This is a genomic window from Anaerofustis stercorihominis DSM 17244, assembly GCF_000154825.1.
GTDB lineage: Bacteria > Bacillota > Clostridia > Eubacteriales > Anaerofustaceae > Anaerofustis > Anaerofustis stercorihominis.
The window spans coordinates 972,501-997,861 of record NZ_DS560019.1 but is presented as its reverse complement, the minus strand read 5'-3'; the positions used below and the strand labels follow the sequence as shown (position 1 = coordinate 997,861).

The 25,361-nt window shown below is 33.2% G+C and carries 20 protein-coding genes, 2 rRNA genes and 1 riboswitch (1 of these 23 only partly in view); of the genes, 10 read left to right on the top strand and 12 right to left on the bottom strand.

The annotated features are described in order from the left end of the window. The first annotated feature begins 5 nt into the window (after nt 1-5). Nucleotides 6-1,340, top strand: coding sequence for a 30S ribosomal protein S12 methylthiotransferase RimO (gene rimO, locus ANASTE_RS09475; protein ID WP_039945531.1), 1,335 nt, complete (start codon nt 6-8; stop codon nt 1,338-1,340). Further along, entirely contained in the window at nt 1,340-1,879 is a 540-nt protein-coding gene (pgsA, locus tag ANASTE_RS09470; protein ID WP_007050794.1) for a CDP-diacylglycerol--glycerol-3-phosphate 3-phosphatidyltransferase, read from the top strand. Before rimO ends, pgsA begins: the two co-directional genes overlap by 1 nt. Before the next feature lie 102 nt (nt 1,880-1,981). Here the strand turns inward: pgsA and ANASTE_RS09465 are convergent, their stop codons facing one another. Further along, on the bottom strand, nt 1,982-2,563 hold the full coding sequence (locus ANASTE_RS09465) for a DUF5662 family protein (RefSeq protein ID WP_007050793.1): 582 nt from the start codon (nt 2,561-2,563) through the stop codon (nt 1,982-1,984). 274 nt (nt 2,564-2,837) lie between these two features. Between ANASTE_RS09465 and ANASTE_RS09460 the strand changes: the two genes are divergently transcribed. Further along, a complete protein-coding gene (locus ANASTE_RS09460) occupies nt 2,838-3,104 on the top strand; it encodes a DUF6809 family protein (RefSeq protein ID WP_007050792.1) in 267 nt (88 codons plus the stop codon). Here the strand turns inward: ANASTE_RS09460 and ANASTE_RS09455 are convergent. From ANASTE_RS09455 to ANASTE_RS09445, 3 genes are all read right to left on the bottom strand, one after another. Beyond that, nucleotides 3,073-3,495, bottom strand: coding sequence for an arsenate reductase family protein (locus ANASTE_RS09455; protein WP_007050791.1), 423 nt, complete (start codon nt 3,493-3,495; stop codon nt 3,073-3,075). The two genes, ANASTE_RS09460 and ANASTE_RS09455, sit on opposite strands and share 32 nt — an antisense overlap. A gap of 140 nt (nt 3,496-3,635) precedes the next feature. Continuing rightward, nucleotides 3,636-6,503 carry a UPF0182 family membrane protein gene (locus ANASTE_RS09450; RefSeq protein WP_007050790.1) on the bottom strand — a complete coding sequence of 956 codons (2,868 nt, stop codon included), beginning with the start codon at nt 6,501-6,503 and terminating at the stop codon, nt 3,636-3,638. Between the two features lie 104 nt (nt 6,504-6,607). Beyond that, nucleotides 6,608-8,086 (bottom strand): phosphohexomutase domain-containing protein, encoded by a 1,479-nt coding sequence (locus ANASTE_RS09445; RefSeq protein ID WP_007050789.1) that lies wholly within the window; start codon nt 8,084-8,086, stop codon nt 6,608-6,610. 145 nt (nt 8,087-8,231) lie between these two features. Between ANASTE_RS09445 and ANASTE_RS09440 the strand changes: the two genes are divergently transcribed. From ANASTE_RS09440 to ANASTE_RS09430, 3 genes are all read left to right on the top strand, one after another. Next, entirely contained in the window at nt 8,232-8,849 is a 618-nt protein-coding gene (locus tag ANASTE_RS09440) for a manganese efflux pump (RefSeq protein WP_039945529.1), read from the top strand. Between the two features lie 75 nt (nt 8,850-8,924). Next, nucleotides 8,925-9,287: a hypothetical protein gene (locus ANASTE_RS09435; RefSeq protein WP_007050787.1), complete on the top strand. Its 363-nt coding sequence runs from the start codon at nt 8,925-8,927 to the stop codon at nt 9,285-9,287. Nucleotides 9,288-9,523: 236 nt separating this feature from the next. Further along, complete coding sequence (locus tag ANASTE_RS09430; RefSeq protein WP_007050786.1) at nt 9,524-9,694, top strand: DUF362 domain-containing protein; 171 nt, start codon at nt 9,524-9,526, stop codon at nt 9,692-9,694. Nucleotides 9,695-9,748: 54 nt separating this feature from the next. Here the strand turns inward: ANASTE_RS09430 and ANASTE_RS09425 are convergent, their stop codons facing one another. Genes ANASTE_RS09425 through serS form a run of 3 tightly spaced genes read right to left on the bottom strand, consistent with a single transcriptional unit; the run spans nt 9,749 to nt 12,889 of the window. Then, the gene (locus ANASTE_RS09425; RefSeq protein ID WP_007050785.1) at nt 9,749-10,606 is read right to left on the bottom strand and encodes a S66 family peptidase; all 858 of its coding nucleotides are present in this window, start codon (nt 10,604-10,606) and stop codon (nt 9,749-9,751) included. Nucleotides 10,607-10,663: 57 nt separating this feature from the next. After that, the gene (locus ANASTE_RS09420; RefSeq protein WP_007050784.1) at nt 10,664-11,614 is read right to left on the bottom strand and encodes a hypothetical protein; all 951 of its coding nucleotides are present in this window, start codon (nt 11,612-11,614) and stop codon (nt 10,664-10,666) included. Nucleotides 11,615-11,623: 9 nt separating this feature from the next. Next, nucleotides 11,624-12,889 carry a serine--tRNA ligase gene (gene serS / locus ANASTE_RS09415; protein ID WP_007050783.1) on the bottom strand — a complete coding sequence of 422 codons (1,266 nt, stop codon included), beginning with the start codon at nt 12,887-12,889 and terminating at the stop codon, nt 11,624-11,626. Between the two features lie 182 nt (nt 12,890-13,071). Between serS and ANASTE_RS09410 the strand changes: the two genes are divergently transcribed. The 4 genes from ANASTE_RS09410 to yyaC all read left to right on the top strand — a co-directional run bounded on the left by ANASTE_RS09410 (nt 13,072) and on the right by yyaC (nt 16,940). Continuing rightward, nucleotides 13,072-14,655, top strand: a complete 1,584-nt coding sequence (locus ANASTE_RS09410) for an ABC transporter permease (RefSeq protein WP_039945525.1) — start codon at nt 13,072-13,074, stop codon at nt 14,653-14,655. A 62-nt stretch (nt 14,656-14,717) separates the two neighbouring features. Next, nucleotides 14,718-15,560 (top strand): N-acetylmuramoyl-L-alanine amidase family protein, encoded by an 843-nt coding sequence (locus ANASTE_RS09405; RefSeq protein ID WP_007050781.1) that lies wholly within the window; start codon nt 14,718-14,720, stop codon nt 15,558-15,560. Between the two features lie 23 nt (nt 15,561-15,583). Then, nucleotides 15,584-16,288, top strand: a complete 705-nt coding sequence (locus tag ANASTE_RS09400; protein ID WP_007050780.1) for a tRNA lysidine(34) synthetase — start codon at nt 15,584-15,586, stop codon at nt 16,286-16,288. A gap of 97 nt (nt 16,289-16,385) precedes the next feature. Beyond that, complete coding sequence (yyaC, locus tag ANASTE_RS09395) at nt 16,386-16,940, top strand: spore protease YyaC (protein WP_007050779.1); 555 nt, start codon at nt 16,386-16,388, stop codon at nt 16,938-16,940. Between the two features lie 43 nt (nt 16,941-16,983). Here the strand turns inward: yyaC and ANASTE_RS09390 are convergent, their stop codons facing one another. From ANASTE_RS09390 to ANASTE_RS09370, 5 genes are all read right to left on the bottom strand, one after another. Beyond that, nucleotides 16,984-18,018, bottom strand: a complete 1,035-nt coding sequence (locus ANASTE_RS09390) for an alcohol dehydrogenase catalytic domain-containing protein (protein ID WP_007050778.1) — start codon at nt 18,016-18,018, stop codon at nt 16,984-16,986. Nucleotides 18,019-18,151: 133 nt separating this feature from the next. After that, nucleotides 18,152-19,372 (bottom strand): hypothetical protein, encoded by a 1,221-nt coding sequence (locus ANASTE_RS09385; RefSeq protein ID WP_007050777.1) that lies wholly within the window; start codon nt 19,370-19,372, stop codon nt 18,152-18,154. Between the two features lie 54 nt (nt 19,373-19,426). Next, nucleotides 19,427-19,502: riboswitch (cyclic di-GMP riboswitch) on the bottom strand. 1,146 nt (nt 19,503-20,648) lie between these two features. Beyond that, the gene (locus ANASTE_RS09380) at nt 20,649-22,070 is read right to left on the bottom strand and encodes a L,D-transpeptidase family protein (protein WP_198004110.1); all 1,422 of its coding nucleotides are present in this window, start codon (nt 22,068-22,070) and stop codon (nt 20,649-20,651) included. A gap of 458 nt (nt 22,071-22,528) precedes the next feature. Next, nucleotides 22,529-22,645: ribosomal RNA gene (rrf, locus tag ANASTE_RS09375) — 5S ribosomal RNA — on the bottom strand. An 83-nt stretch (nt 22,646-22,728) separates the two neighbouring features. After that, a 23S ribosomal RNA gene (locus ANASTE_RS09370) occupies nt 22,729-25,361 on the bottom strand (it continues 228 nt past the right edge of the window).

Genomic DNA, 25,361 nt, shown 5'->3' with positions numbered 1-25,361 from the left:
ATAATATGAAGAAAGTTTTTGTTTTGACTTTAGGTTGTCCCAAGAATACTGTTGACAGCGAGAATATAATGTATCTGTTAAGTAAGCAGGGATATGAAATAGTAGATGATGCTACTGTAAGTGATTACATAATAATAAACACTTGTACTTTTATACATGATGCTATGGAAGAAAGTATAAATTCCATATTAGAGGCAACTTTAGTAAAAAAAGACAGAAGTGAAGTAAAGATAATAGTAACGGGATGTCTTGCTCAGAGGTATTCAAAAGATTTAAAAGAAGAAATCCCCGAAGTAGATGCCTTTGTCGGGACAGGCGAATTCTATAATATGGATAAAATTATAAAAAGCATGGAAACCGAAGAAAGTGACGAAGTTATAGTTAAAGTGGATAACATTGATTGTCCTATTTTTGAAACAGACAGGACTTTGACAACTCCGTCGCACTTTGCTTATTTAAAAGTATCCGAAGGCTGTGACAAACACTGTACTTACTGTGTAATACCGAGTATAAGAGGTAAACAAAGAAGCAGAAAAATAGAAGATATAGTTTCAGAAGCAAAAAGACTTGCAGACAGAGGAGTTAAGGAACTTATCTTAATTGCACAGGATGTGGGAGAATATGGAACTGATTTATATGGAGAGAGAAAACTTCCCGAGTTATTGGAAGAATTAAATAAGATAGAAAGTATTCATTGGATAAGAGTTCTGTATATATATCCGGAAACTGTTTCCGATGAACTTATCGATAAATTTGTCAATCTGGATAAGGTTCTTAAGTATATCGACATGCCTCTTCAGCATATAAATGATAATATACTTAAAAAGATGGGAAGAAAGACTTCTAAAGAAGATATACTTACATTGATCAGAAAACTCAGGAGTAAAGTCAATGGTATAAAAATACGTTCTACCTTTATAACCGCATTTCCCGGGGAAACGGAAGAAAATCATAAAGAGCTTTTGGAATTTATTAAATTGTATCAGCTCGACAGGGTCGGTTTTTTCAAATATTCAAGGGAAGAAGGGACTCCTGCTTATGATATGGATAATCAAGTAAGTGAAGAAATAAAAGATGAAAGATATATGGAACTTATGTCTGCTCAGGAAGATGTTTCTGAAGAGTTGATGGAGAGTTATTTGGATAAAACATTAGAAGTACTTATAGAAGAAAAAGTCGAAGATGAAGATAATGTTTATATAGGCAGAAGTTATATGGACTGTCCCGAAATTGACGGCGAAGTTTATGTTTATGCAGATAAACCCCTTGAAATAGGTAATTTTTATGATATAGTTATAGAAGATTCAATGGAATATGATTTGATAGGAAGGACCAAATAATGAACTTAGCAAATAAAATAACTCTTTTTAGAGTTATAATGATACCTGTTTATGTTGTTTTGATGATAATGACTAATATACCAAATAATTATTTGATTGCGGGTATAGTGTTTATTATAGCGTCTATATCGGATTTTGTGGACGGACAAATAGCGAGAAAGTGCAATATGGTAACGGATTTTGGTAAATTTGTCGATCCTCTTGCTGATAAATTGCTTGTAATGGCAGCTATGCTTTGTTTTGTAGAAATCAATTTTATTCCTGCATGGGTAGTAATAACTATACTTGCAAGAGAATTTATTGTTACGGGACTTAGAACTCTTGCTGCTTCAAACGGCGTTGTTATTGCTGCGGATAAAATAGGAAAACTTAAAACTACGACACAGATGATAGCGTTGGTACTTATGCATTTTTCCGGTTTGAGTGAAACAATATACACTGTATCGATCGTTCTTATGTACGCTGCATTGATCCTTACAATAGTATCAGGTGTAAATTATTTGATATTAAATAAGAATTTGTTTAATGTGAAAGAATAATATATAAATAAAAAGAGCATTTGAATATGCTCTTTTTTTTGTTTCGGGGCACTACGCCTGACTTCGTCAGATTCCGCGCCCCTATTTATTAAAATATAATGATTAATCCAAAATAAGTTTTCCCTCTTCTTCGTGATAATCACCGTCTTTATTTTTCATTAAAGTATATTTTATAAAATGGAGTAGTTCCTCTTCACCCTTTTCGCTCAACATCGTAAGTAAATAGTCTGTTAAAAATTCGCTGTCTTTGTCTATTACATAAAAATCTTTTCCGTTAAGCCAATATTTTAAAGGTTCTACAGGTGTATATTTATCACCCAAGTAGTTTTTTGAAGCACTTATCCTATCTATAACCATTTCCGCAACATATCTTTTGGGCATTTTGATCCCAATCAAGCCGTCGTGAGGATTTTTCGCAAAGTCAATCCAGTATTCAAAATGATGTCTGTTTTTTCCTTTGTGATGAAGCCAGCCTGGTGCATATCCCTTTACTTCTTTTTCTTTGCTTATGGGGCTTCTGTTTCCTCCCTGATAATATTTGACTCCCGATAAAAACTCGATGGTAGAATATTTAGACATATCGTGAAGCAGTCCTTGTTTATATAATCCCGCTTTGAAGCAGGTTTTTAGTACATACATTTTGTGTCTGTTAATTGTACATAAATGTCCAAAAAACTTATTCATCTTAGGTCTCCTTTAAGTGTAAATCTATTTATATAGTATAACAAAATATTCATAAGAAAATCCATACTAAAAGTTTACTTTTTCTTTATTTGTTTACATATGTAACTTTGATGACTAAAAAGTGACCTATTTATGCTATTTTATTGAGCAAAAGTTGACCTATTGATATAATAAAAATATAAATTATTACATTTAAATGTTTATTTTATATATTATGCTTTTAAAAGAAAAATGTTAAAAATAAAATTTCATTTATATATTTAAGGAGGTAAATATGTGTGATATTTTAAAAGATTTATATGAGGGAAATATAAATCCTTCAATGGATGTTGTATCGTTTACGAAAGAGTATGAGACGGAGCTTAGAGAGAAAACGAAGAGTGAAGATGAGTTTTTAAGTAAGCTTGACGGAGAAATGCAAAATGAATTTTATAGTATCATGGAAAGATGGATAAAAGCATATCCTCTAGAACTTAGGGAATATTTTATATCGGGATATAAGCTTGGAGTTAAAATGACTGCCGAAGTTTATAAAGACTAGATAATAAAAAAATAAAAGGATAAATTCCTTTTATTTTTTTAATTTTTTCTTCCCATTCTTTTTCTTTAAATCCTGTGAGAATAAAGTCTTCCGCAACTATTATGGGTCTTTTTACCAGCATACCGTCCGTTGAGAGTAGTTCAAACATTTCATCTTCGTTCATATTTGGTATCTTATCTTTAAGACCGAGTTCTCTGTATTTCATGCCGCTTGTATTAAAAAATCTTTTTATGGGAAGTCCGCTTACCCTAAACCATTTTTTAAGTTCTTCCTTTGTAGGGTTGTTTTCAATTATGTGTCTGTCTTCAAATTCAATATTATTGTCATTTAGCCATTTTTTTGCTTTTTTGCAAGTTGAGCATTTTGGATATTCTATAAATAAATATTTCATTTTCTTCCTCCTTTTTTACATTATACCAAATTTGTTGATTTTTTGTTGTAAATGTTTTTATTTTATTTTAAATTTCAGAAAATAACAAAAAAGATAGCTGATACAGCTATCTTTTTTTAATATAATATATTTATATGATATTATTCGCTTATTTGATCCAATACTTTTTCAAGTTCACTCATATATTTTGTATATGCTTTTGTATCCCCTCTTGCCTGAGCTTCTTTTGCTTTAGTCAGAAGTTCTCTTGATTTTTTCTCAAGGTCGGACTTGGAATTGTCTTTTGTTGCTTTATCCACAGCATCATCAACTATCCCCGTGACACCGTCTCCCCCTTCACCAAGATTAAATATTGCATTTATCGCTTCGGTCAAAGAATCCCTCATAACGATTTTATTTCCGTATGCAACTATAACTTCTTTAACTTCAGGAAGAGCCATTTGGTCGGTGCTTGATTTTACATAAATAGGTTCAACATAAAGTATACTGTCCTCAATAGGGATAGTAAGCATATTGCCCCTTGACACCTCACTGCTTACCTGAGACAACAAGTTGAGCTGAGGCGCTATGGTCGTATCCTGATCTATCCTTTGCTCTATCTGCATCGGACCGTAAACTAACTTTTGCTTAGGAAGCTGATAAACCTTTAATTTACCATAATCTTCTCCGTCACATATTCCGCCCATCCATGCAACCATATTATTCTTGTTTTTAGGAGTAAACGGAGCCATTATTATAAATTCTTCCTTATCTCTATCGGGAAGTTTCATTATAAGATAGGAACTGTTTACATCAACAGCTTCTTTCTTGGTTCCGTAAAATTGTTTAGCTACCTGCCACTGGTCTTCTTTGTTGTAGAACACCTGAGGATTTGTCATATGATAATTTTCATACATCTCGCTTTGAATGTTGAATAACACTTCCGAGTATCTTAAATGTTCTTTCAAAGTCTTATCCATTTGCTCTATAGGCTTGATAAAACCCGGATAAATCTTTGCATAAGTAGAGGCTATCGGGTCATTTTTGTCTACCTGATAAAAATTAACAGTTCCGTTATAAGCGTCCACGACTACTTTAATGGAATTCCTGATATAGTTAAACTTCGTTCCGTCTTCAAACTTTGAAGGTGTGGAATAAGGATATTTATTTGTTTTTGTAAAAGCATCCATTATCCAGTATAGCTTCCCGTTTGAATTTACTATATAAGGGTCCTTATCATAAGTAAGGAAAGGAGCAATGGTCGTGACTCTTTCCGCCACTTGTCTGCGCATCAATATCTTACTTTCTCCTGTTATGTCGGAAGAAAATAGTAGCCTGCTGCTCATATTGCTTACAGAGAACGCAAGTCTGTTATAAAGGGAAAGCTTTATTCCCCCGCTTCCCGTATACTTATTTTCTACGTTGTTATTACCTTCAGGATAGTCAAATTCTTTACTCTTCGTATTTACGATTACATAATCATCACTTGATTCTCCGTAATATACTCTTGGTTCGTCTATCTTTAACTCCTCATAAGCCGTACTTGGCGGGATATCTTTTTGAATAAGCACCGGCTGACCGGATTCGTTTATTTCCGTAACAGGAGAAACTACAGTACCGAAACCATGAGTATATTTCTGGTGTTTATTGACCCAAGTCCTTGCATTTTCTTTACTCGACGGATCCATTTCTCTAACGGAAATAAATACTTGCGTTGCGACCTTATCCAAAGTATACCTGTCTATATCCACATCTTTGAAAGAATAGTAAGACCTGAAACTTTGAAGAGAATTGTAAACATCAAGAGTAGGTTCAAAATCATTTATAGGGATATTGCCGACAGTAATGGAGTTATTTGCAATATCCTTAGCCGTTAAATCATTATTGCCCTCAAATCTTTTAACCTCTACTTCGTCAATGTTATATGCTTTTCTCGTCATCTTTATATTATTCTCGATATACTTCTGCTCTTTTGCATATTCATTTGGGATCACTATATAATTTTCGACCAATACCTTGATACCGCCCAACGAGAAATATACTATAGGAATAATAAGGGCACCGATTATTATAGGCTTTAATTTATTCCTTAGCCCAAATATTAGAGATATAACGGCTAAAAGAGCACAAAGTCCCGTAAAGAATTTATACATATTTACCGTTATCGTCACATCACTGTAAGTAGCCCCGTAAACTATTCCCGAAGAAGAATATAATACATCAAACATTGATAAGTAACTGTATATACTTCCCAGTATAAAGAGAACACAAACGAATATACTGCATGGAACTTTTATAAAATCCCATATCTTCATAAAGAAATTAAGTCTTTCTTCTCTCGTAACTCCATGTTCTTTTTCTATATATATTTCTCTGTTTCCCGTAACTCTAAGTATTATAAAAATAAGAAGAGTAATGACAAACAGTAAAGTAACAGAAGCAAATAACAGCTTTATTAATGCAGTAAAGAACGGAAGTTTAAACACATAAAAAGATATATCTTTACCAAATAAACTATCTGCCTGATTAAAAGGAACAGCATTCTTAAATTCAAGGAATTTATACCATAGCTTATATATAAATGCTCCGCTTACCACTATAGAGTAAACAACCGATATTACTACTTTAACCTTATTTCCAAAACTCCCTACTTTGTTATAGCCTTTTCTTATAACACTAAATAGGAAATTAAAATAAGACAAAGAGATTATAAGCATTATAATAAAGAATGGTATTCCGAGAGTAAGCTTTGCAGTGATCCCTTTAAAGAAAACATCCAAATAACTGACTTCTTTAAACCATAAATATTCTATATAATAATCATTGATTATATAAAGAAATCCTAAAAGAACAGCTATGATACCTATAACAGAAAATACTGCTTTTTTTCCTTTTATCGGTTTTCTTTTTTTATGTTCTTTGGGTTTCTTTTCTCTTTTTTCGCTTCTTGTTTTTTGTTCTTTTCTCCTTTGATAGCCATCGTCTTTTACTTCTTCGAATTCGCCGTCAATCACATTTTTAAATTTCATATATTTCCTCTGAATTTATCATATACTAAATGAGTACACTTTTATATATTATAGTAAAGTTGCATCAATAAGGTGTTCTTATCAATGCAACTTATTATATATTTTTATAATTTTACTTCATATTTATCTAGGAAAGCAAGAATTTCCTTCTTTATATTTTCAACTCCGCCTTCACTTTCCGATTCGATATTTATAGGAAGAACAGGGTCATGAAGTGAAAGTCTTAAAAGTACCCAGCCCTTTATACCGTCTCTTTCCACATTTACTCTGACACCTTCAAAATTAGGTTCTTCAAAGCTTGCGCCTTTCATTTCTTCTTTTACATATACTTTAAAATCTTCGAGTAATTTCGCTCCGTAGTCCTTAAAATCGGCAGCCAAGAATGTAGCTCGCAGTTCTGCTTCTTCCTTCGGCTCTTTTAAAGAACCTATCAGATCCGCAAATGTCTTACCTTCTTTTGCAAGGTCATAAAACTTAATTAAAATTTTTACAACCATATAAGCACCGTCATCCAAGAAATAGTTTTCCCTCAAAGCACAGTGTCCGCTTGTTTCTATTGCAAGCAAACATTCTTTTCCGTCTTTATTAAGTCTTATACCCTCGTTTATAACATTTTTATATCCTCTTTTAAATCTGTGATGAACTCCGCCTTTTTCTTCGATAAACTCTTTTAAGCCGCTGCTTGTAACGCTATCCGTTACGATGTAGCTTCCCTTAGCTTCTTGAAGGCAAATACTTGCCATCAATGCAACAAGCTTATTCCTGCTTATTTCTTCTCCGCTCTTATCGACTGCGGCAGCTCTGTCAACATCCGTATCAAAAATAATCCCCAAATCGGCTTTTTCCTTTACTACAACTTCGGAAAAACTATCCATTACATCTTTAAGTTCCGGGTTTGGAACATGGTTCGGGAATTTTCCGTCAGGTTCTAAATATACGCTTCCCCTTGTATCAGCGCCCAAAACATCAAGTACTTTATGAGCAAAAAATCCTCCTGCACCGTTTCCGGCATCAACGATTATTTTTTTACCTTCAAAAGGTCTTTCTTCACCTGTCTTTTCTCTTATTATCTTTACAAGGTTACTTGCATACATACTTAAAAAATCAAGTGTCTGATATTTTGCTTCATTTTCAGAGTATTCCATTTCATTAGCTATTTCCAAAATAGCTTTGATATCTTCTTTTTCCGCACCACCGTCTTTGGTAAAGAATTTAAGTCCGTTCCTGTTAAAAGGAAGATGACTTGCGGTAATCATAATGGCACCGTCCGCATTTACTTCTCCATTGACACAGCTCATGAACATAGCCGGAGTCGTACATAAATCAAAGTAAACGACCTCTACGTTATCTTCACTGCTAAGTCCTTTCATTACGCTCTCTGCTAAATCAGGACCGGATAATCTCGAATCTCTTCCGATAGTAATTTTAATATTGTCTTTATTTAATCTCTTTTTAAGCCATTTTACAAATGCCTTTGATATTTTATAACTCGCTTCATTCGTTAAATTTACATTTTCGCCTTTAATTCCTTCCAGAGCAATACCCCTTACATCAGAACCGTTTTGTAATTTTCTTAAATCCATTTATTCCTCCTAAATAAATTAATATTAAGTTAAATATACCACAAAATATTTATTTTTTATACATTTTAACAATATTTTAATTTCAATCACAGACTTCGGATTTTATTCATATTATAAGTATGACAAAGTATAAGGAGGAATAAAATTGTTTAAGCTATTACTTTTAATTGTTGCCCTCAGTATGGACACATTCCTTATAAGCTCATCATTCGGCTCCAATAATATCAAGGTCAAAATCCCCGGAGCCATAATAATAGCGCTTGGAAGTGCAGTGTCTCTCAGTGTATCGATCCTTCTATCCAATATATTATCGAATATAATACCTGTTCATCTTTTCAATATGCTAAGCTTTTTTGTACTTATAATAATAGGAAGCTACAATATTTTTTCTACTGCAATAAAAAATTATTTAAAGAAAATGCAAGTACTAAATAAAAATATAAGTCTTAATATAGAAGGATATCATCTTTTGATAGATGTGTTTATAGATGAAACAAAAGCGGATATAGACAAATCAAAAGACTTGGATATGAAAGAGGCTCTTTTAATCGGAGGGCTCGGTTCAATGGATTCACTATGTGCAGGGTTATCCTTTCCTTTTACTAATGTCTCTATTATATTTGTTTTAGCCTTCATTATATGTATTTCACTGGTATTTTTAGGCTTTAGGCTCGGAGGGAAACTTAATGATATAATAAAGACCAATCTAAGCTGGTTCAGCGGAGTTTTACTAATAATACTGGCATTTACAAAAATAATGTAAAACAGGTAACACAAATATAAAAATTTCATATTATATATCGAAAGCAGTAATATAGTAAAGGTGGTAGAATTAATAATGAGTTATTCAAATAGAACATCTTCTTGCGGATGTAATAATGAATCGTTGAGAAATAATGAATCAAGAAACGGTTGCGGTTCAGGCTCTTGCAATATAGAACCTAGAAGATCTTGCGGATGTAACAACGGATCTTCAAGAAACAATGAATCAAGAAACGGCTGCGGCTGTGGATGCGGAAATATAGAACCCAGAAGATCTTCTTGTGCTTGTAATGGTCCTAGAGGCACAGATCTTGCAGCAGCAAGTTCACAAAACAGAAGCTCTTGCTCATGCTGTAAATGCAAAGAAAAATGCAACTGCAGAGTAGCAAATACAAATAGAGGAAAACTTATCTACTTTTTTGATGATGTAAAAAGATAGTATCATAAGGGAGCAATTACTGCTCCCTTTACATAGAAACATAAAAAATAATAATAAAAATCATTATTAATTTTACCTTTATCACCACATTTAAATGCCAATATATAAAGACTTTCAGCTAATTTATCATATCCATAATGTAATATTTTGCATGTACTTTTAAATAGATTTCTATTGCAATAAAACCATAAAAGTGTTATATTATAACAAACAAATATTATGGAGGTAGTAAAGACATGGCACATGTAATTACTGATGAATGTATCTCTTGTGGCGCTTGCGCCGGTGAATGCCCAGTTGGAGCAATTTCTGAAGGAGATGGAAAATACGAAATCGATGCTGCTACATGTATCGATTGTGGAGCTTGTGCAGGCGCTTGCCCAACAGGAGCAGCTCAACCTGAATAAGATTCAAATAAGTACATAAGTACATAAAAAAAGAAGGTTTTAAAACCTTCTTTTTTATTTATCTTTTAAACATATTTCTTTTCCTATAATCATACATTTTGAATCTTTATTATGACCTATATCACTGGTCTTAACAATAGGAATATCTTTATCACTCGTAATTTTTAAAACAATATCTTCCACTTTAGGTTTTACCTTACTTTCCATTTGTGAAAACCTTCCGAGTATAACTCCGTTAATTTTATCAAATACACCCATTTGATTTAACTGATTTAAATAAGAAGTCATCACATCTTCATTCCCGCTCCTGCTCTCAAGGAACAAAACTTTGTTTTGAAAATCCGGGAGGTATTCCGTTCCTGCTAGTTTAAGCAAACACCTTATATTCCCGCCGATGACTATACCTTGAATTACATCTCCTTTAATAAATTTATATTTAAAATCAAATAAATTATTTTTACAAAGGAAAAAGGACTCATAAAAATCCCTTGTTTGTTTTTCTTTAAATTCAGAAACAAAATTTCTGACTTGATATAAATAACTTACTGCACCGACCTTCTTATAAAGTGCATTTATCACAGTTGTCAAATCACTGTAACCAAAGAAAGGTTTAATATTATTTTTAATAACCTCATAATCCAAAAAATCAAGGATTTTATTAGCAATATCTCCTCCGGAAATATCAAATATAGCTTTTATTTCTTTATCATTATAGAAATCCATTAAGGACTTTGCTTTTTCCATGCCGCTGCCGCAAAAAATAGAGTTATCAGAAAATATATTATTGCTGAGTATCGGTATCAGCCCAATATTTTTTAAAATAGATATAAGCTCATCTATTTCTTTTTTCTTTTTTATATTTATTGCATTCGAACATGCAACTATCCCAATTTTATCATTTTTATTAAACATACAATAACCTATTAAAAAACGAGATAATTTATATAACCATTATCTCGTTAATCTTTCTTAATTACTTGTTATCTGAGCTTTTTGCTGCTCTTTTTTTATTTCCTGCTTATTTTCTTTAATCGTTTCTTTAAGACTAGGAAGAGTACTTAGCCCTTCTTCTACTTTTATGGCTTTATCGTAGATATCAAAAGTTAGATATATTTTCTTTTTTACCAATTCAGATTTTTTTATTTCATAAACATCTACATCATCACGGCTTTGCCCCGGTTTTAAAGGATCTAAGTCATCTCTTAAGTCAACACCCATTATATATGAATATTCCCTCAATGCGTCTTTATTTACGCTCTCATTGCTAAGCTCATAATCAGGTGTAAGCCCAGGTTTATCGGTATCATATCCTCCGAGAGTAGTAAAAGGGAGCTGCTCCCATTTTAGATCCGCATCAGAAACATTTTTATATTCATAATATATACAAACGAATGTATTTCCATTTGAAGCTTTAACTGAAGACAGTGTATCTGCTACAACGATATCGCTTACGGTACATTCTACTTTCCCGTCTGTTATAACATCCGACAAATTAACTACAGAATGAAATACTTTTCCTCCCGGGAATACCTTAGACAAAGTAAAACCCAAAGCAAATGCAGCTATTAAAATGCCTACAAATATACCGATTGTCTTGCCTGTTATTTTAAATCTTAAAGCTTCTCTTAATGGAACTCTTTCGTCTTCTTCATCTTCAAAAAACGCTTCTTGCTCTTCATTATTATCTTCTATATATTCATCTTCTTTTGGCTCAGATTCATATCCAGATTTATTTGTTTTAGAATTACCTTGAATCCGCTTTTCAAAATCTATATTCTTAAATATATCATTATCCGAGTAATCAATATCTATATTATTGTCGTCATTTTTTTCTATATTTTCAAAATTAAAATCTTCTTCGTATATATCTTCTTTTTTTCTTGGTTTCTTTGCTATTTTTCTTACTCTTTTTATCGCCATATTTTCAACCTATTTTATTACTTCCATTCCGCCCAGATAACTTCTAAGAGCCTTAGGAACGGTTACACTTCCGTCTGCATTTTGATAGTTTTCGATAACTGCCGCAAAAGTCCTGCCGACAGCCAAAGCCGAACCGTTTAACGTATGGACAAAATTAACGTTCCCGTCTTTATCTCTGTATCTTATATTAGCCCTTCTTGCCTGATAATCTTCAAAATTGGAACAAGACGAAATTTCTACATATCTATTATAGCTTGGAAGCCATACTTCTATATCGTAAGTTTTAGCAGCAGAGAAACCTAAGTCTCCGGTACAAAGCTCTATAACTCTGTATGGGATTTCAAGTAAATCCAATATTTTTCTTGCTTCTAAAGTCAAGTCTTCAAGTTCTTCATACGAGTTATCCGGCTTAGCCAACTTAACCAATTCTACTTTATCAAATTGATGATTTCTTATAAGCCCTCTCGTATCTCTTCCCGCACTACCTGCTTCAGCTCTAAAGCATGGAGTATAGGCCGTGAAATACTTAGGAAGATCCTCTTCGTTTAAAATTTCACCTCTATGGATATTTGTAACAGGAACTTCCGCTGTAGGAATCAAGAAATAATCATTATTTTTTATGTTAAAAGCATCCTCTTCAAATTTAGGAAGCTGTCCCGTACCTGTCATTGATGTCCTATTTACCATGAAAGGAGGAGAAATCTCAACATAATCATTTTCTATGGTATGAGTATCAAGCATGAACGAAATAAGAGCTCTTTCAAGCTTCGCTCCCATACCGGTAAACATTGAAAATCTCGCGCCGGAAATTTTAACGGCTCTTTCAAAATCCAATAATCCAAGGTCTACACCAAGGTCCCAGTGTGCTTTTGCTTCAAAATCAAATTCCCTAGGAGTACCTACTTTGATTAATTCTTTATTGTCGTTCTCATCTTTACCTACAGTAACATCTTTATTTGGAGTATTTGGAATAGATAAAATCAAGTCGCTTATCTTTTCTTCGAGTTCACCGACTTTTGAATTATATTCTTTGACTTCACTGGAAAGCTCTTTCATTTCTTTTAAAAGCTCACTGACATCTTTTCCTTCTTTTTTCATTATAGGGATTTGTTTAGATACTTTATTTTGCTCAGCCTTACCCTCTTCGGCTTTTTTCAAGTATTCTCTTCTTTCGGCGTCCAGCTCAACTATTTTATCGACACTGTAATCGCCTCTTCTTTTGAGAAGTTCGTTAACTTCTTCGGTATTCGTTCTAATTCTTTTTATATCTAACATAATATCTCCTAACAAATCACAAATTTACCTTATATTATAATATTTTTTTTATATTAGGTCAACCGGATACTTTTATAATAGGGAAAAAAGAAGTTTTATATACATATTGCAAAAAAAATTAATATTTGGGTATTTCATTACTTTGTGATATAATGAAATGATATTTAATAAGGGTGATGTTAGTGGATACGAAAAAAATAGTTAAATTAGTATTTTTAGTAATGATAGACATACTTTTTATGGCGATAACTTATGTTATTTGCAACACTGTATTCAACGCAAATAATTTAGCTATCGACCCTGCTTTTCCAAAGTATATCCCATTACTTATTGTAGTTAAACTTTTGATATATTTCATAGCCGGTTTATATAAAGATGAAACAAGAGGAATAATATTCGAAATAGGGAGCGTTACCTTCGCGAACCTGTTAGTTTTTATTTTGCTTAGATTTATATTTAAAATAGGAGTTTCTACATATCTTCAGTTGATCGCATTGACGGTAGATATAATCGTAGAGACTATTTCCCGTTCTCTTCTTTTAAGCGTAATTGAAGTAGAGGAGATATATGAAGATGATGAAGAAACGGAACAGTCTTCACTTCCTCAAGTATTCGATGACCCTATTGACTATAGAGAAGAGTTGAAACTAAATAAAATAAAAAAAGAGTTACTTGCAAATAAGGCAAAACAGGAAGAAAAACAAAAACAAACCGAAGAGTCTTTAAACAGACTAAAAGAAATGGAAGAAAGATTAAGAAAAAAAGAACAGGAATTAAAAAATTTTGAGCATACTCTTTCTTTAAAAGAATTAAATATCCAGGAAGAACTGGAAAAACTCGAAAAGGAAAAACAAGCAGAAAAAGAGTTATCAATAAAACAAAAACAGAAATCCGAACAGCAGGAAATATTGGACGGCGTCCTTGATAATATTAAAACCATACATACATCTTTAAATGAACGCTCCAAGATCGTAGACATGCAGGAACATGATTTGATGCTAAAAATGTATGATATAACAAAAAAAGAAATCGAAGCAAAACAAAAAGAAGAGCCAAGAAAGAAAAAGAATTTAAGTGATAAGGAACTTTTGGAAGCTACATATAAAAAAATCGGACAAAAAAGAAAAAGAACAAATCCATATATAAAACAAAAAGCAGTTATTAAAACACAAGAAAATAAATCAAATAATCAAAAAAATAAGGATAAAAAATTATCGGAAGCACTTCTTTCAAGTCCTCTAATAAATGATGACAAGAAACTGGATACAGAAAATGCAAATGATTTCCTTAAATCTATGTATGATGAAGCGAAAATCACTTCTAAAAACAAAGAAATAAAAAGAAAAAACATATCAGAAGAAAAAATCGGTGATAATATTTTAAAAACAGATATAAATGTTAATAACGAAGAAAAGCCTAAAAAGCAACCTATAAAAAAACAAAGCCAGAAAGCTATAAATAATAAGCAAAATAGCAAGAATATCAAAAACAACAAAGATATAAAAAAAGAAGAAATAAAGAGTCCTTCAACTAAAAAACAAAAAGAGATAAAGAAACCTGAATTTACAAAAGAAGAATTAAAGATTATCAATATGCTCAATGATAATAACAATAAAAATTTAGAGAAAATAAAAAATAAAAAAGACACATCAAAATACACTAAGAATGATACATCCAAAGACGTCGTAAAAGAAAAAGACCAAGTAGATTTATTGTTCTCCGAAGATGATTTCGATAAAATAGCAGATTTGATCGATAAGTTATAGACCATTATATAAACCCACAAAATATAACATTTTGTGGGTTTATTATGAGGTAAGATAAAATCATGAAAAGATATAAAAAAAAGAAAAAATTTTTTATAATAATAACGTCTATACTGGTAATTCTTTTACTTATAAATTTTTCTCCTAAAAGCAGATATACAATTCTCTTGGATCCCGGACACGGAGGAAAGTTATCAGCAGATAAAGGAGCGACAGGTATAGACAAAGAGAAAACATTTGAATATACTCTGAATGACAGTGTTACATTAAAGTTAGCCGAAGCACTGAAAAAAGAAGGATACAAAGTAAAATTCACAAGAGAACCGGGAAAAGATGAAAAAGAAGTATCCCTTACCAAAAGAACAAAAATAACAAACAGGATAAAGCCGGACTTATTCATAAGTATTCATCATGACTCGACAGGAACTGTAAATAACAAAAGCGGCTATACAATTTATTATTCTTCATATAAAGCTAACCTCGATAATCAGGATATATATATTGAAGAGAATGGACACAAGTATCCTTTTATAAAAGAAGTTATGGAAAACGGGATCACGACGGTATACTATTTAGACGCAGCTAAAATAAAAACATCAAAAGGCAGAAGCAGTGTAATCGTCAAAGATAAATCACCTTGTGAAGTCGCAAAAAAAAGTATTAAATTTGCAAATATATTAAATGACCAAATGAATAAACTTGATTATATTACCCCATTGGTGGGAAGTAAAAGAAATGCTGTAAAAGACAATAATTTTAGAGTCCTCAGAATGGCAAACTACCCAGGCGTACTTATTGAATGCGGTTTTTTATCCAATAAAAATGAAGTAGAACAAATAAAAAATGAAGAAAATCAAGATAAACTAGTAAATAAAATAGTTAAAAGTGTAAATAAATATTTTTAAATAAATCAAGGAATACAGTAATTATGAGAAAAACGTTAGGATGTTTAAGAAAAGCAGTACAGGATTACAATATGATAAATGAAAACGAACATATATGTGTAGCGGTTTCAGGTGGAAAAGACAGCATGATACTTTTAAAGGCATTAAGGACTTTTATGTACTTTTCTCCTGTAAAATTCAAGCTGACTGCAATAAGCATAGATGTAGGTTTTGACAATATGGACTTTGAAAAGCTAAGAGTATTTTGCAGTGATTTAGATATCCCTTTAAAAATAGTAAAGACTGATATCGCAAAAATAGTATTCGATGAAAGAAAAGAAAAAAATCCATGCTCATTATGTTCTAAAATGAAGAGAGCTGCTTTAAATGAAACTGCACTATCTATAGGGAGCAATAAAATTGCATACGGACATCATAGAGATGATTTCATTGAGTCTTTTCTTTTAAGTTTATTTTATGAAGGAAGAATCCATACATTCAAGCCCGTAACATATTTAGACAGGACCGGAGTATACTCTATAAGACCTCTATTATATGCAAAAGAAAAGGATATAATACATGCGGTTAAAACAGAAAATATACCAGTTATAAAAAGCGGATGTCCCGCAGACGGATTTACAAAACGAGAAGAAATGAAAGAACTGATGAAATATTTGAAAAAACAAATCCCAATGGTAGATGAAAGAATGTTTACTGCAATAAAGAACAATTTAGACGATATCCATTGATACTACAATATTTAAAACTTTTATTTTATACAAATATCTACATATTGTTTATACACTAATTAATATAATTAATGTATATTTTTTATGGAGAGTAAATGTGGATAAACAAGAAATTTTTAATTATTTAGATGAAGACATTATAAATAAACTGTCTTACGAAATAAAAAAGAATATAAAAAAAGATTGTGTTTTACTTTTAATAGGTACCGATAAATGTATAGGAGACGCATTTGCGCCTTTAGTAGGAAGTTTGCTTACAAGTTATAATTATATAAAAAATCCTGTCTACGGAACTATAAAAGAGCCTATACATGCACTAAACATAAAAGAAACTTTAGATGAAATAAAAAACAAATATCCCGACAAACCTATATTCGTAATAGATTCAATGATTTCGGGCAAAGGAAATATAGGAGATATCATTTTACTCAATGAAGGAATTTTCCCGGGAAGTGCCCTTGGGAAGAAATTACCGCTAAGCGGTGATATTTCACTTACACTGGTCGTAAGCAACAATGAAAAAGATGCAATAAATTCTCTTACAACACTTAGGCTAAACAATATCTACGAAATGGCAAAAGTCGTTGCAAATTCTATTTTTATCGCTTTAAGTGATTCTCCTTACTGCGTAAGTTCGGCTGTGCTGCAATGAACTTAATATATATCAAATAAAAAAGACCAAAAGGTCTTTTTTATTATGGTTTTAATACGACTTTTAAAGCTTCCCCGCTTTTAAGCATTTTTACACCTTTTTCCATATCCTTTAACGGAAGGATGTGAGAAACAAGCTCGGCATTTATCATACCTTTAGCAACGACTTCAAAAGCTTTTCTAAAACTATCCGGCGTAGTGGAAAATCCACCTATTACTTGTATTTCACTGTAATGAAGAAGGTTTCCGTCTAAATTAATATTTGGATTATCTTTTGGAAGTCCTCCGAATATAAGAAGCTTTCCTTGTTTTCTTAATAAATGTATACCGTCTTCTATTGTTTTTGATGCAGGAGTAGCATTTATAACGACATCCGCTCCCATACCATCGGTGATTTCCATTACTTTTTCTTTTAGATCTTCTTTAGATGTATTTACAAAATGAGTGCCGCTGAAAGGCTTACTTTTTTCAAGCCTTGCTTCGCTTCTGTTCGCCATTATTATATTCTTAGCACCTCTAAGTCTTGCGATTTCGCTATGAAGACAGCCTAAAGGTCCCGCACCGATTATTACAACGGTATCCCCAAGAGTAACATTAACAAGCTCCTGTGAATTAACTACGCTTGATAATAACTCAACAACGACCATATCTTCACTTTTAACACCTTCCGGGATTTTAAGTATTTGTCCTCTTTGAACACCTATTCCAGGTATCAACATATACTCCGCAAATCCTCCATGCAAGTGATGCCCATATGTAAGTCTTGTACTGCATAAATTCTGCATACCTTTTTCGCAGTAATAACAATTTCCGCATGGAATTACAGGATTTACAATAACTCTTTCCCCAACTTTGTAACCTTCTACGTCTTCTCCAATTTCTTCGATTATTCCAATATTCTCATGACCTAAAATAAATGGAAAATCAAGACCGTTTACGCCTGAAGAATATGTCCTTACATCAGAACCGCAAAGTCCCACTACATCAATTTTTAAAAGGATACCATCTTTTGGACATTCCGGTTTCGGAACATCCTTATAAACAACTTTTTCTTTGTCTTCTAATACAAGTGCTTTCATTATTTCCTCCCAAAAGCAAAATTTATTATTTATATTGTATCATATTTATTATATAAAATTATAATTTTATTTTTTACTTTAAAAGTATTATAACAAAAAAAGGCCGGATATAATCCAAGCCTTTTCATTTTGGTTATTCCATTTCTGCAATAACTAAATCAGCATTTTGGTTTTCTACAACATTTTCTATTTGTTCAGATGTTTCTTCTGTCATAGTTTCTTCAGTATCATTTTCAACTGATACTTTTGCGTCTTCGTTAACACTTTCAACTTCCGTTACTTCTTTATCAGAAATATTATTTTCATTTGTAACTTGTTCAGTGTCAGCTTTCTTTTCATTTTCTATAGCTGTTTTTTCTTCATTGATATTTTCTTGTCCTATAGTTTTTACAGTTTTAACAGATTTAATATCTTTTTCTTCTTTTGTTGCTTCTTTTTCTTTAAAACTGGAACCGTCTATAGTACATAAATTATCTTTACCGTCATTTTTAACTGTAACTGTAGCTGTTCCTTCAATATATACTTTATCCTTAGTATTATATTTTGTTACAGTACTTTCGATAGAATCACCGTTACCGTTATTTTTGATTCCGCAGTCTGCCCAGAAAATATTGTATTGACCGTTTGATTTGTCCTTCCAGATCCTATATGTAATACTATCCATATTATCTAAACCAAATTCTTTTAATAAAGCTTCGTTTTCATTTGGTGCAAAATTATATCCGTTTGAATCCAATGATCCATTAAACGTATCGCCTTTGCCGCCATGGAAATAATTATACAAATCAGATCCTTTAGTATTAAGTTGTTTTTCTAACCATTCAATTCCGTCTTTTGCTGTCAAAGCAGGTTTAGAAGGTTCTTCAGGTTGTTGTGTTTCTTCTTTGTCTGATAGTTCCGGTTGTTCAGGTTCGGATGGTACTACTGCTTCTTGTTCAGAGTCAGAAGGTTGTTCAGGTTGTACTTCTTCCTCATTTAAATCAGAAGGTACAATAACATCGTTACCGATAACATTAGGATTAACAACATTATTATTTTCAGTAGATACTGATTTTACAGTATTTAGAGTGCTATTAAAAGAAACTCTGCCTACAGAATTCAATGTTGCCACAGCATTATTATTAACAAATTCAACGTTCATATCAGATGTTGAACCATTATTGGCATAGGTACTCTTACTTGTATTTTCTCCTGATGCTAATGGTGTTTTATTATCTTCAATAGATACATTTTCACTTACTTTGCTGTTACCCATAAAATTAGGAAATACAACAGCAAAACCTATTAATAATAAAATCAGAAGTAACGCAATACTTTTTTTACTTTTTAAACATTTGTCATTCTTGCTAATCATTTTTCTTACCTCATTCAAAATTAATTCAATTAGTAAGACAATTCTATTAGAACTGAATGCAACTGGCTGCCATTTTACAGGCCCTATAGTTTTGCGTCACTGTGTTTCCACAGTTTTGCCCATATTTAATTGTATATTAATTATATACCTAATCAGGTTACTTGTAAAGTTATTTTTATAAAATTACTTATTATCATGTAACCTATAACCACTATGATGTTTAATAAAAAAGAAGAACCGGTTTATTCCGGTTCCTCTTTCGATTTGTATTAAGCTGTAACTTAACACTCGTTCATAAGCTTCAACAAGTTTCGTAATATAATCTGGCATTTTATAGTAGTTTTTTTATCTACATTCCAACATTTTACTTACAATATCTTCGGTCTTCGGTTACTTTTACGATCTTCACCTCCGACTTACTACCCAATTGCATAAATTTTTATTTAACTACTATCCTATTTTTCTTTTATAACAGGTTTTATTTTTCTTACAACCAACTATTCTTCCGATTAACTATTTTTTAATCTTACTTCTTTGGAGATTTACTCGTCTCCATATATATAATTAATTATTTTGTGCCTCCCGCACTTACCGCCCTGTTACAAATCTCTTTTTTATTAGTGCCTTTTATATTACCTCCTATGTATCCGCTTATATTAATCCTTCATGTACTTTATTTTGAAAAGATTTTTTATAATGTTTATTTCAACATTTTATTTTTTCTTCTCCATACATTTTGGATTTTCAGCCTAAACGTTACACAATATTTAATTTATTTAAGTCTTTTAGATTTCTATACTTCTGAATAAATATAGTTTTAATATTTTCCATATACCTAAATTTCCACTTTTCCTTTCTTAATTTCGATGAACTTATACATCTTTACTCTTAATTATTTCTAAGTGCTTTTTTCAGGTATCATAAATAAATATTAAATAAATCTATTTAACCATTATTTCTTTACTTCCTTTACAGTATCGAAATATATAAATAAAATTAAATGCAACTTTTTATTTTTCAAATAACTTTTAGTTGCTGTCATGACCTTCATGACTTGTTAACGTTTTCTATATTTATATTATATGCAAAATGCTATACGTTTTCAAGTGTTTATTAAAAATTTATTTAAACTTTTTAATAAGTAATCAAAGAAAAGAAAAATAGAGTATTTTATTTTCGTTTTCTTATAAAAATAAATAAAAAGATACCAGAACATATAAAAAATCGATATAAAATTATCAATTAATTATATATCGATTTTAGTTTTATAATATATTTAATAATGTACTACGATAGGAAATCCTGCTGTTATATTCCTATACACTATTCCCGCTTTCTCATAAGGCATATTAACACATCCGTGACTTCCGCCGCTTAAATATATACTTCCCCCAAAGGTACTTCTCCAAGTAGCATCATGCATACCTATTCCTCCGTTAAAAGGCATCCAATATGTAACGGGACTTTCATAGTCGGTACCATCGGCATTCTTTCCTTTAAGAGTAGTATGCATAGTTTTATATTTAAGGATGTATACTCCCGGAGGTGTAGCAAAACCTGATGCAACACTGCCGGTAACAATAGGACTACTTGTAACCATTTCACCGTCTTTATAAAGCCATAATGTTTGATATGTCAAATCGATTTCTACATAAGTATCTCCTATATCATTGGCATTTTTATATCCTTTTTGAGAATATATAGGTGTTCTGACAACACTTTTCTTTTTCTTTAATATAGAAATCAATTTTGAAGTTTCTTCATCTTCATCTATAAAATACCCATAATCTCCGCCGCTCACCGTGATCTTACCTTGCTTGGTAGAATTAAATTCATGGTCTGACCATGCAGTATCATACTTCTCTGTTAACTTATGTACATATTGTTCTACGGCTTTCTTATTTACTTTTAAATCATCAATATTTATTTTTTTACTTAAACTCTTTTGTGTAATACCATACATCTTCAAAATTTGTTGTTTTTTAATTTTTACCGTATTACCATATATTTTATAAGTTATTTCAGGAAACTCTAGATTTTTCAGATATTCCTGCTCTTCTAAAAGTAATTTATTTGTGGAGATAACTTCCGGATTATCATAAAATTCTTTTTTAGAATAATACAAATTAAATTCGCCTTTAGATATGTTATCTAAGATCGTACTTTTTACCAATTCTTTATCTATATTATTTCCATAAACCTCTTTAACAATATCAAAATTATCACTATTCAAATCAATATATGCATTTTTAGTGATTATTGTATCATCCGATTCTTTAAATATTTTTAAGTCATTAAATTGATTATCAAATGTTTTATCAACTTTTTTAACTTCCATATATACACTAATATTATTGCTTATGATATGTATTTTCCTTAAAAAAGATTTAAGTAAACTAGGATGCAGTTCCGAGTTAAGCTTATCCTTAATATCATAAGTAATACCTAAACCGGATAATTCTGCCAATACCTTAGTTTCTTTATTATTAGTTAAATTATGTTTTAGTATATCTTTGGACAATTTCTCATTATTACTTTTAATTCCTTTTATATCCCAAATCAAAGGGATTGTTTTTGTATCTTTTGCATTACTCTCAAAAATAATAAAAGACTTTTTATTCCACTCCTTAGTTAATTTTTTCTCCGCTTTATTTACGGTAAGTCCGGAACAATCAATATTATTTATCTTAGTTCCCATAGGAAAAATTTTTGATTCATAATTTTTGTTTGCACACATATAAAATATAAGAGCAATCAAAAGTATTATTGCGATAAAAAGTATTCGATGGTTTTTTATAATTTTCATAAATAATACCTTGTAAATAGATTAAATATTATTTAAGTATAAGATTTAAAAAATATTCGATTTATTATACCATAAATCGACAAAGTTAAAACAAGGAAAACAATTAAAAAATAATAAAGTAATTATTAAATTTAAAAATACCCAGTTTTATCAAATCATATTTGTTATACATAACAATATATGCATCAAACTAGAAAAAATAACAACAGAAATAAAAAAATAGATTTAATAAATCAGAACGAAAAAAATTAGTAACACAAACAAAATACTCCATTTAAAAACCAACAATAAAGAAAAATAAAAAAGGCAGCCGCTTTATTAGAGCGACTGCTGACAAAAGCATAAAAAAAACCCCGCGACTACCCGCTCTCCCAGTCCGTCTCCAGACAAGTACCATAGGCGTGGACGGGCTTAACTTCTGTGTTCGGTATGTTTACAGGTGTTACACCGTCGCTATCATCACGAGGATTTAAACTATTTTATTTTTAACTCTTCATTAAGAGATAATTATAAATTGCATAAGATTCTAAACCACAAGTACCTATATCTTTAGATCAAGTCCTCGAGCAATTAGTATCGCTCAGCTGAGTACATTACTGCACTTACACATGCGACCTATCAACCTGATAGTCTATCAGGGCTCTTACTTCATAAAGAAAGGGATACCTAATCTTGAGGGGGGCTTCGCACTTAGATGCCTTCAGTGCTTATCCCGTCCCGACTTAGCTACCCGGCTATGCCACTGGCGTGACAACCGGTGCACCAGAGGTCAGTCCGCCCCGGTCCTCTCGTACTAGGGGTAGCTCCTCTCAAGTATCCTACGCCCACGACGGATAGGGACCGAACTGTCTCACGACGTTCTGAACCCAGCTCGCGTGCCGCTTTAATGGGCGAACAGCCCAACCCTTGGAACCTGCTTCAGCTCCAGGATGCGACGAGCCGACATCGAGGTGCCAAACCTCCCCGTCGATGTGGACTCTTGGGGGAGATAAGCCTGTTATCCCCGAGGTAACTTTTATCCGTTAAGCGACGGCCCTTCCACTCGGAACCGCCGGATCACTAAGCCCTACTTTCGTACCTGCTCGACGTGTATGTCTCGCAGTCAAGCTCCCTTCTGCCTTTACACTCTAATAAATGGTTTCCAACCATTTTGAGGGAACCTTTGGGCGCCTCCGCTACTCTTTAGGAGGCGACCGCCCCAGTCAAACTACCCACCTGACAGTGTCCCTATACCGGATTACGGTATCAGGTTAGAATTCCAGCATTATAAGGGTGGTATCCAAAGGACGACTCCACCAAGACTGGCGTCCTAGTTTCTAAGTCTCCCACCTATCCTGTACACACAATACCGAAATTCAGTGCCAAGCTATAGTAAAGCTCTACGGGGTCTTTCCGTCCGGTCGCGGGTAACCGGCATCTTTACCGGTACTACAATTTCACCGAGTGTGTTGTCGAGACAGTGTCCAGATCGTTACGCCTTTCGTGCGGGTCAGAACTTACCTGACGAGGAATTTCGCTACCTTAGGACCGTTATAGTTACGGCCGCCGTTTACTGGGGCTTAAGTTCACTGCTTCGCTTGCGCTAACAGATCCCCTTAACCTTCCAGCACCGGGCAGGCGTCAGCCCATATACTTCATCTTTCGATTTTGCATAGACCTGTGTTTTTGGTAAACAGTCGCCTGGACCTTTTCACTGCGCCCTGCTCTCACAGGGACCCCTTCTCGCGAACTTACGGGGTTATTTTGCCGAGTTCCTTAACAACACTTCTCTCGCTCATCTTAGGATTCTCTCCTCACCTACCTGTGTCGGTTTACGGTACGGGCGAACATGTTCTCGATAGAAGCTTTTCTTGCCAGCGTGAAATCAGTTACTTCCCTACTGAAATTTCGGTACTCATCACAGCTCAGGCTTATGCACGGCGGATTTGCCTACCGTACACCCTCACTACTTGACCCAGCATATCCAACAGCTGGGATAACTTATCCTTCTGTGTCACTCCATCTCTCAAACAAACATATTCGGTACTGGAATATCAACCAGTTGTCCATCGACTACGCCTTTCGGCCTCGCCTTAGGTCCCGACTAACCCCGGGGGGACGAACCTTGCCCGGGAAACCTTAGGTTTTCGATGGTATAGATTCTCACTATACTCTCGCTACTCATGCCAGCATTCTCTCTTGTGTAACGTCCACCGGATACTTACGTTTCGGCTTCACCCTTTACACAATGCTCCCCTACCACTAGTAAAACTAATCCTTAGCTTCGGTATCTGATTTTAGCCCCGGTTATTTTCGGCGCATAATCACTCGACCAGTGAGCTATTACGCACTCTTTAAATGAGTGGCTGCTTCTAAGCCAACGTCCTGGCTGTCTTAGCAATTATACATCCTTTCCCACTTAATCAGAATTTTGGGACCTTAGCTGAAGGTCTGGGCTGTTTCCCTTTCGACCATGGAACTTATCTTTCACAGTCTGACTGCATGACTAAAATATATGGCATTCGGAGTTTGATATGGTTCAGTAAGCAAGACGCCCCCTAGCCAATTCAGTGCTCTACCTCCATTATTCATCGTCACACGCTAGCCCTAAAGCTATTTCGGGGAGAACCAGCTATCTCCGTGTTCGATTGGAATTTCTCCCCTACCCACACCTCATCCGAGCCTTTTTCACAGACACCGGTTCGAGCCTCCACGAAGTTTTACCTTCGCTTCACTCTGGACATGGGTAGATCACACGGTTTCGGGTCTACAGCATGCAACTTTCGCCCTATTCAGACTCGGTTTCCCTACGGCTTCGCTGCTTAACAGCTTAACCTCGCTACACACCGTAACTCGCTGGCTCGTTCTACAAAAAGCACACCATCACTTGCGCTCTGGTTGCTTGTAGGCATAAGGTTTCAGGTTCTATTTCACTCCCCTCCCGGGGTACTTTTCACCTTTCCCTCACGGTACTATTCTCTATCGGTCATCCAGTAGTATTTAGCCTTGGGAGGTGGGCCTCCCAAATTCCCACAGGGTTTCACGTGTCCCGTGGTACTCGCAAGGCGTATCAACTATATAATGCTTTTCGCTTACAGGACTATAACCTTCTTTGGTGTGCCTTCCCATACACTTCTGCTAAACACTATATATCTTAATACGCGGGCTGTTCCCCGTTCGCTCGCCGCTACTAGGAGAATCGAT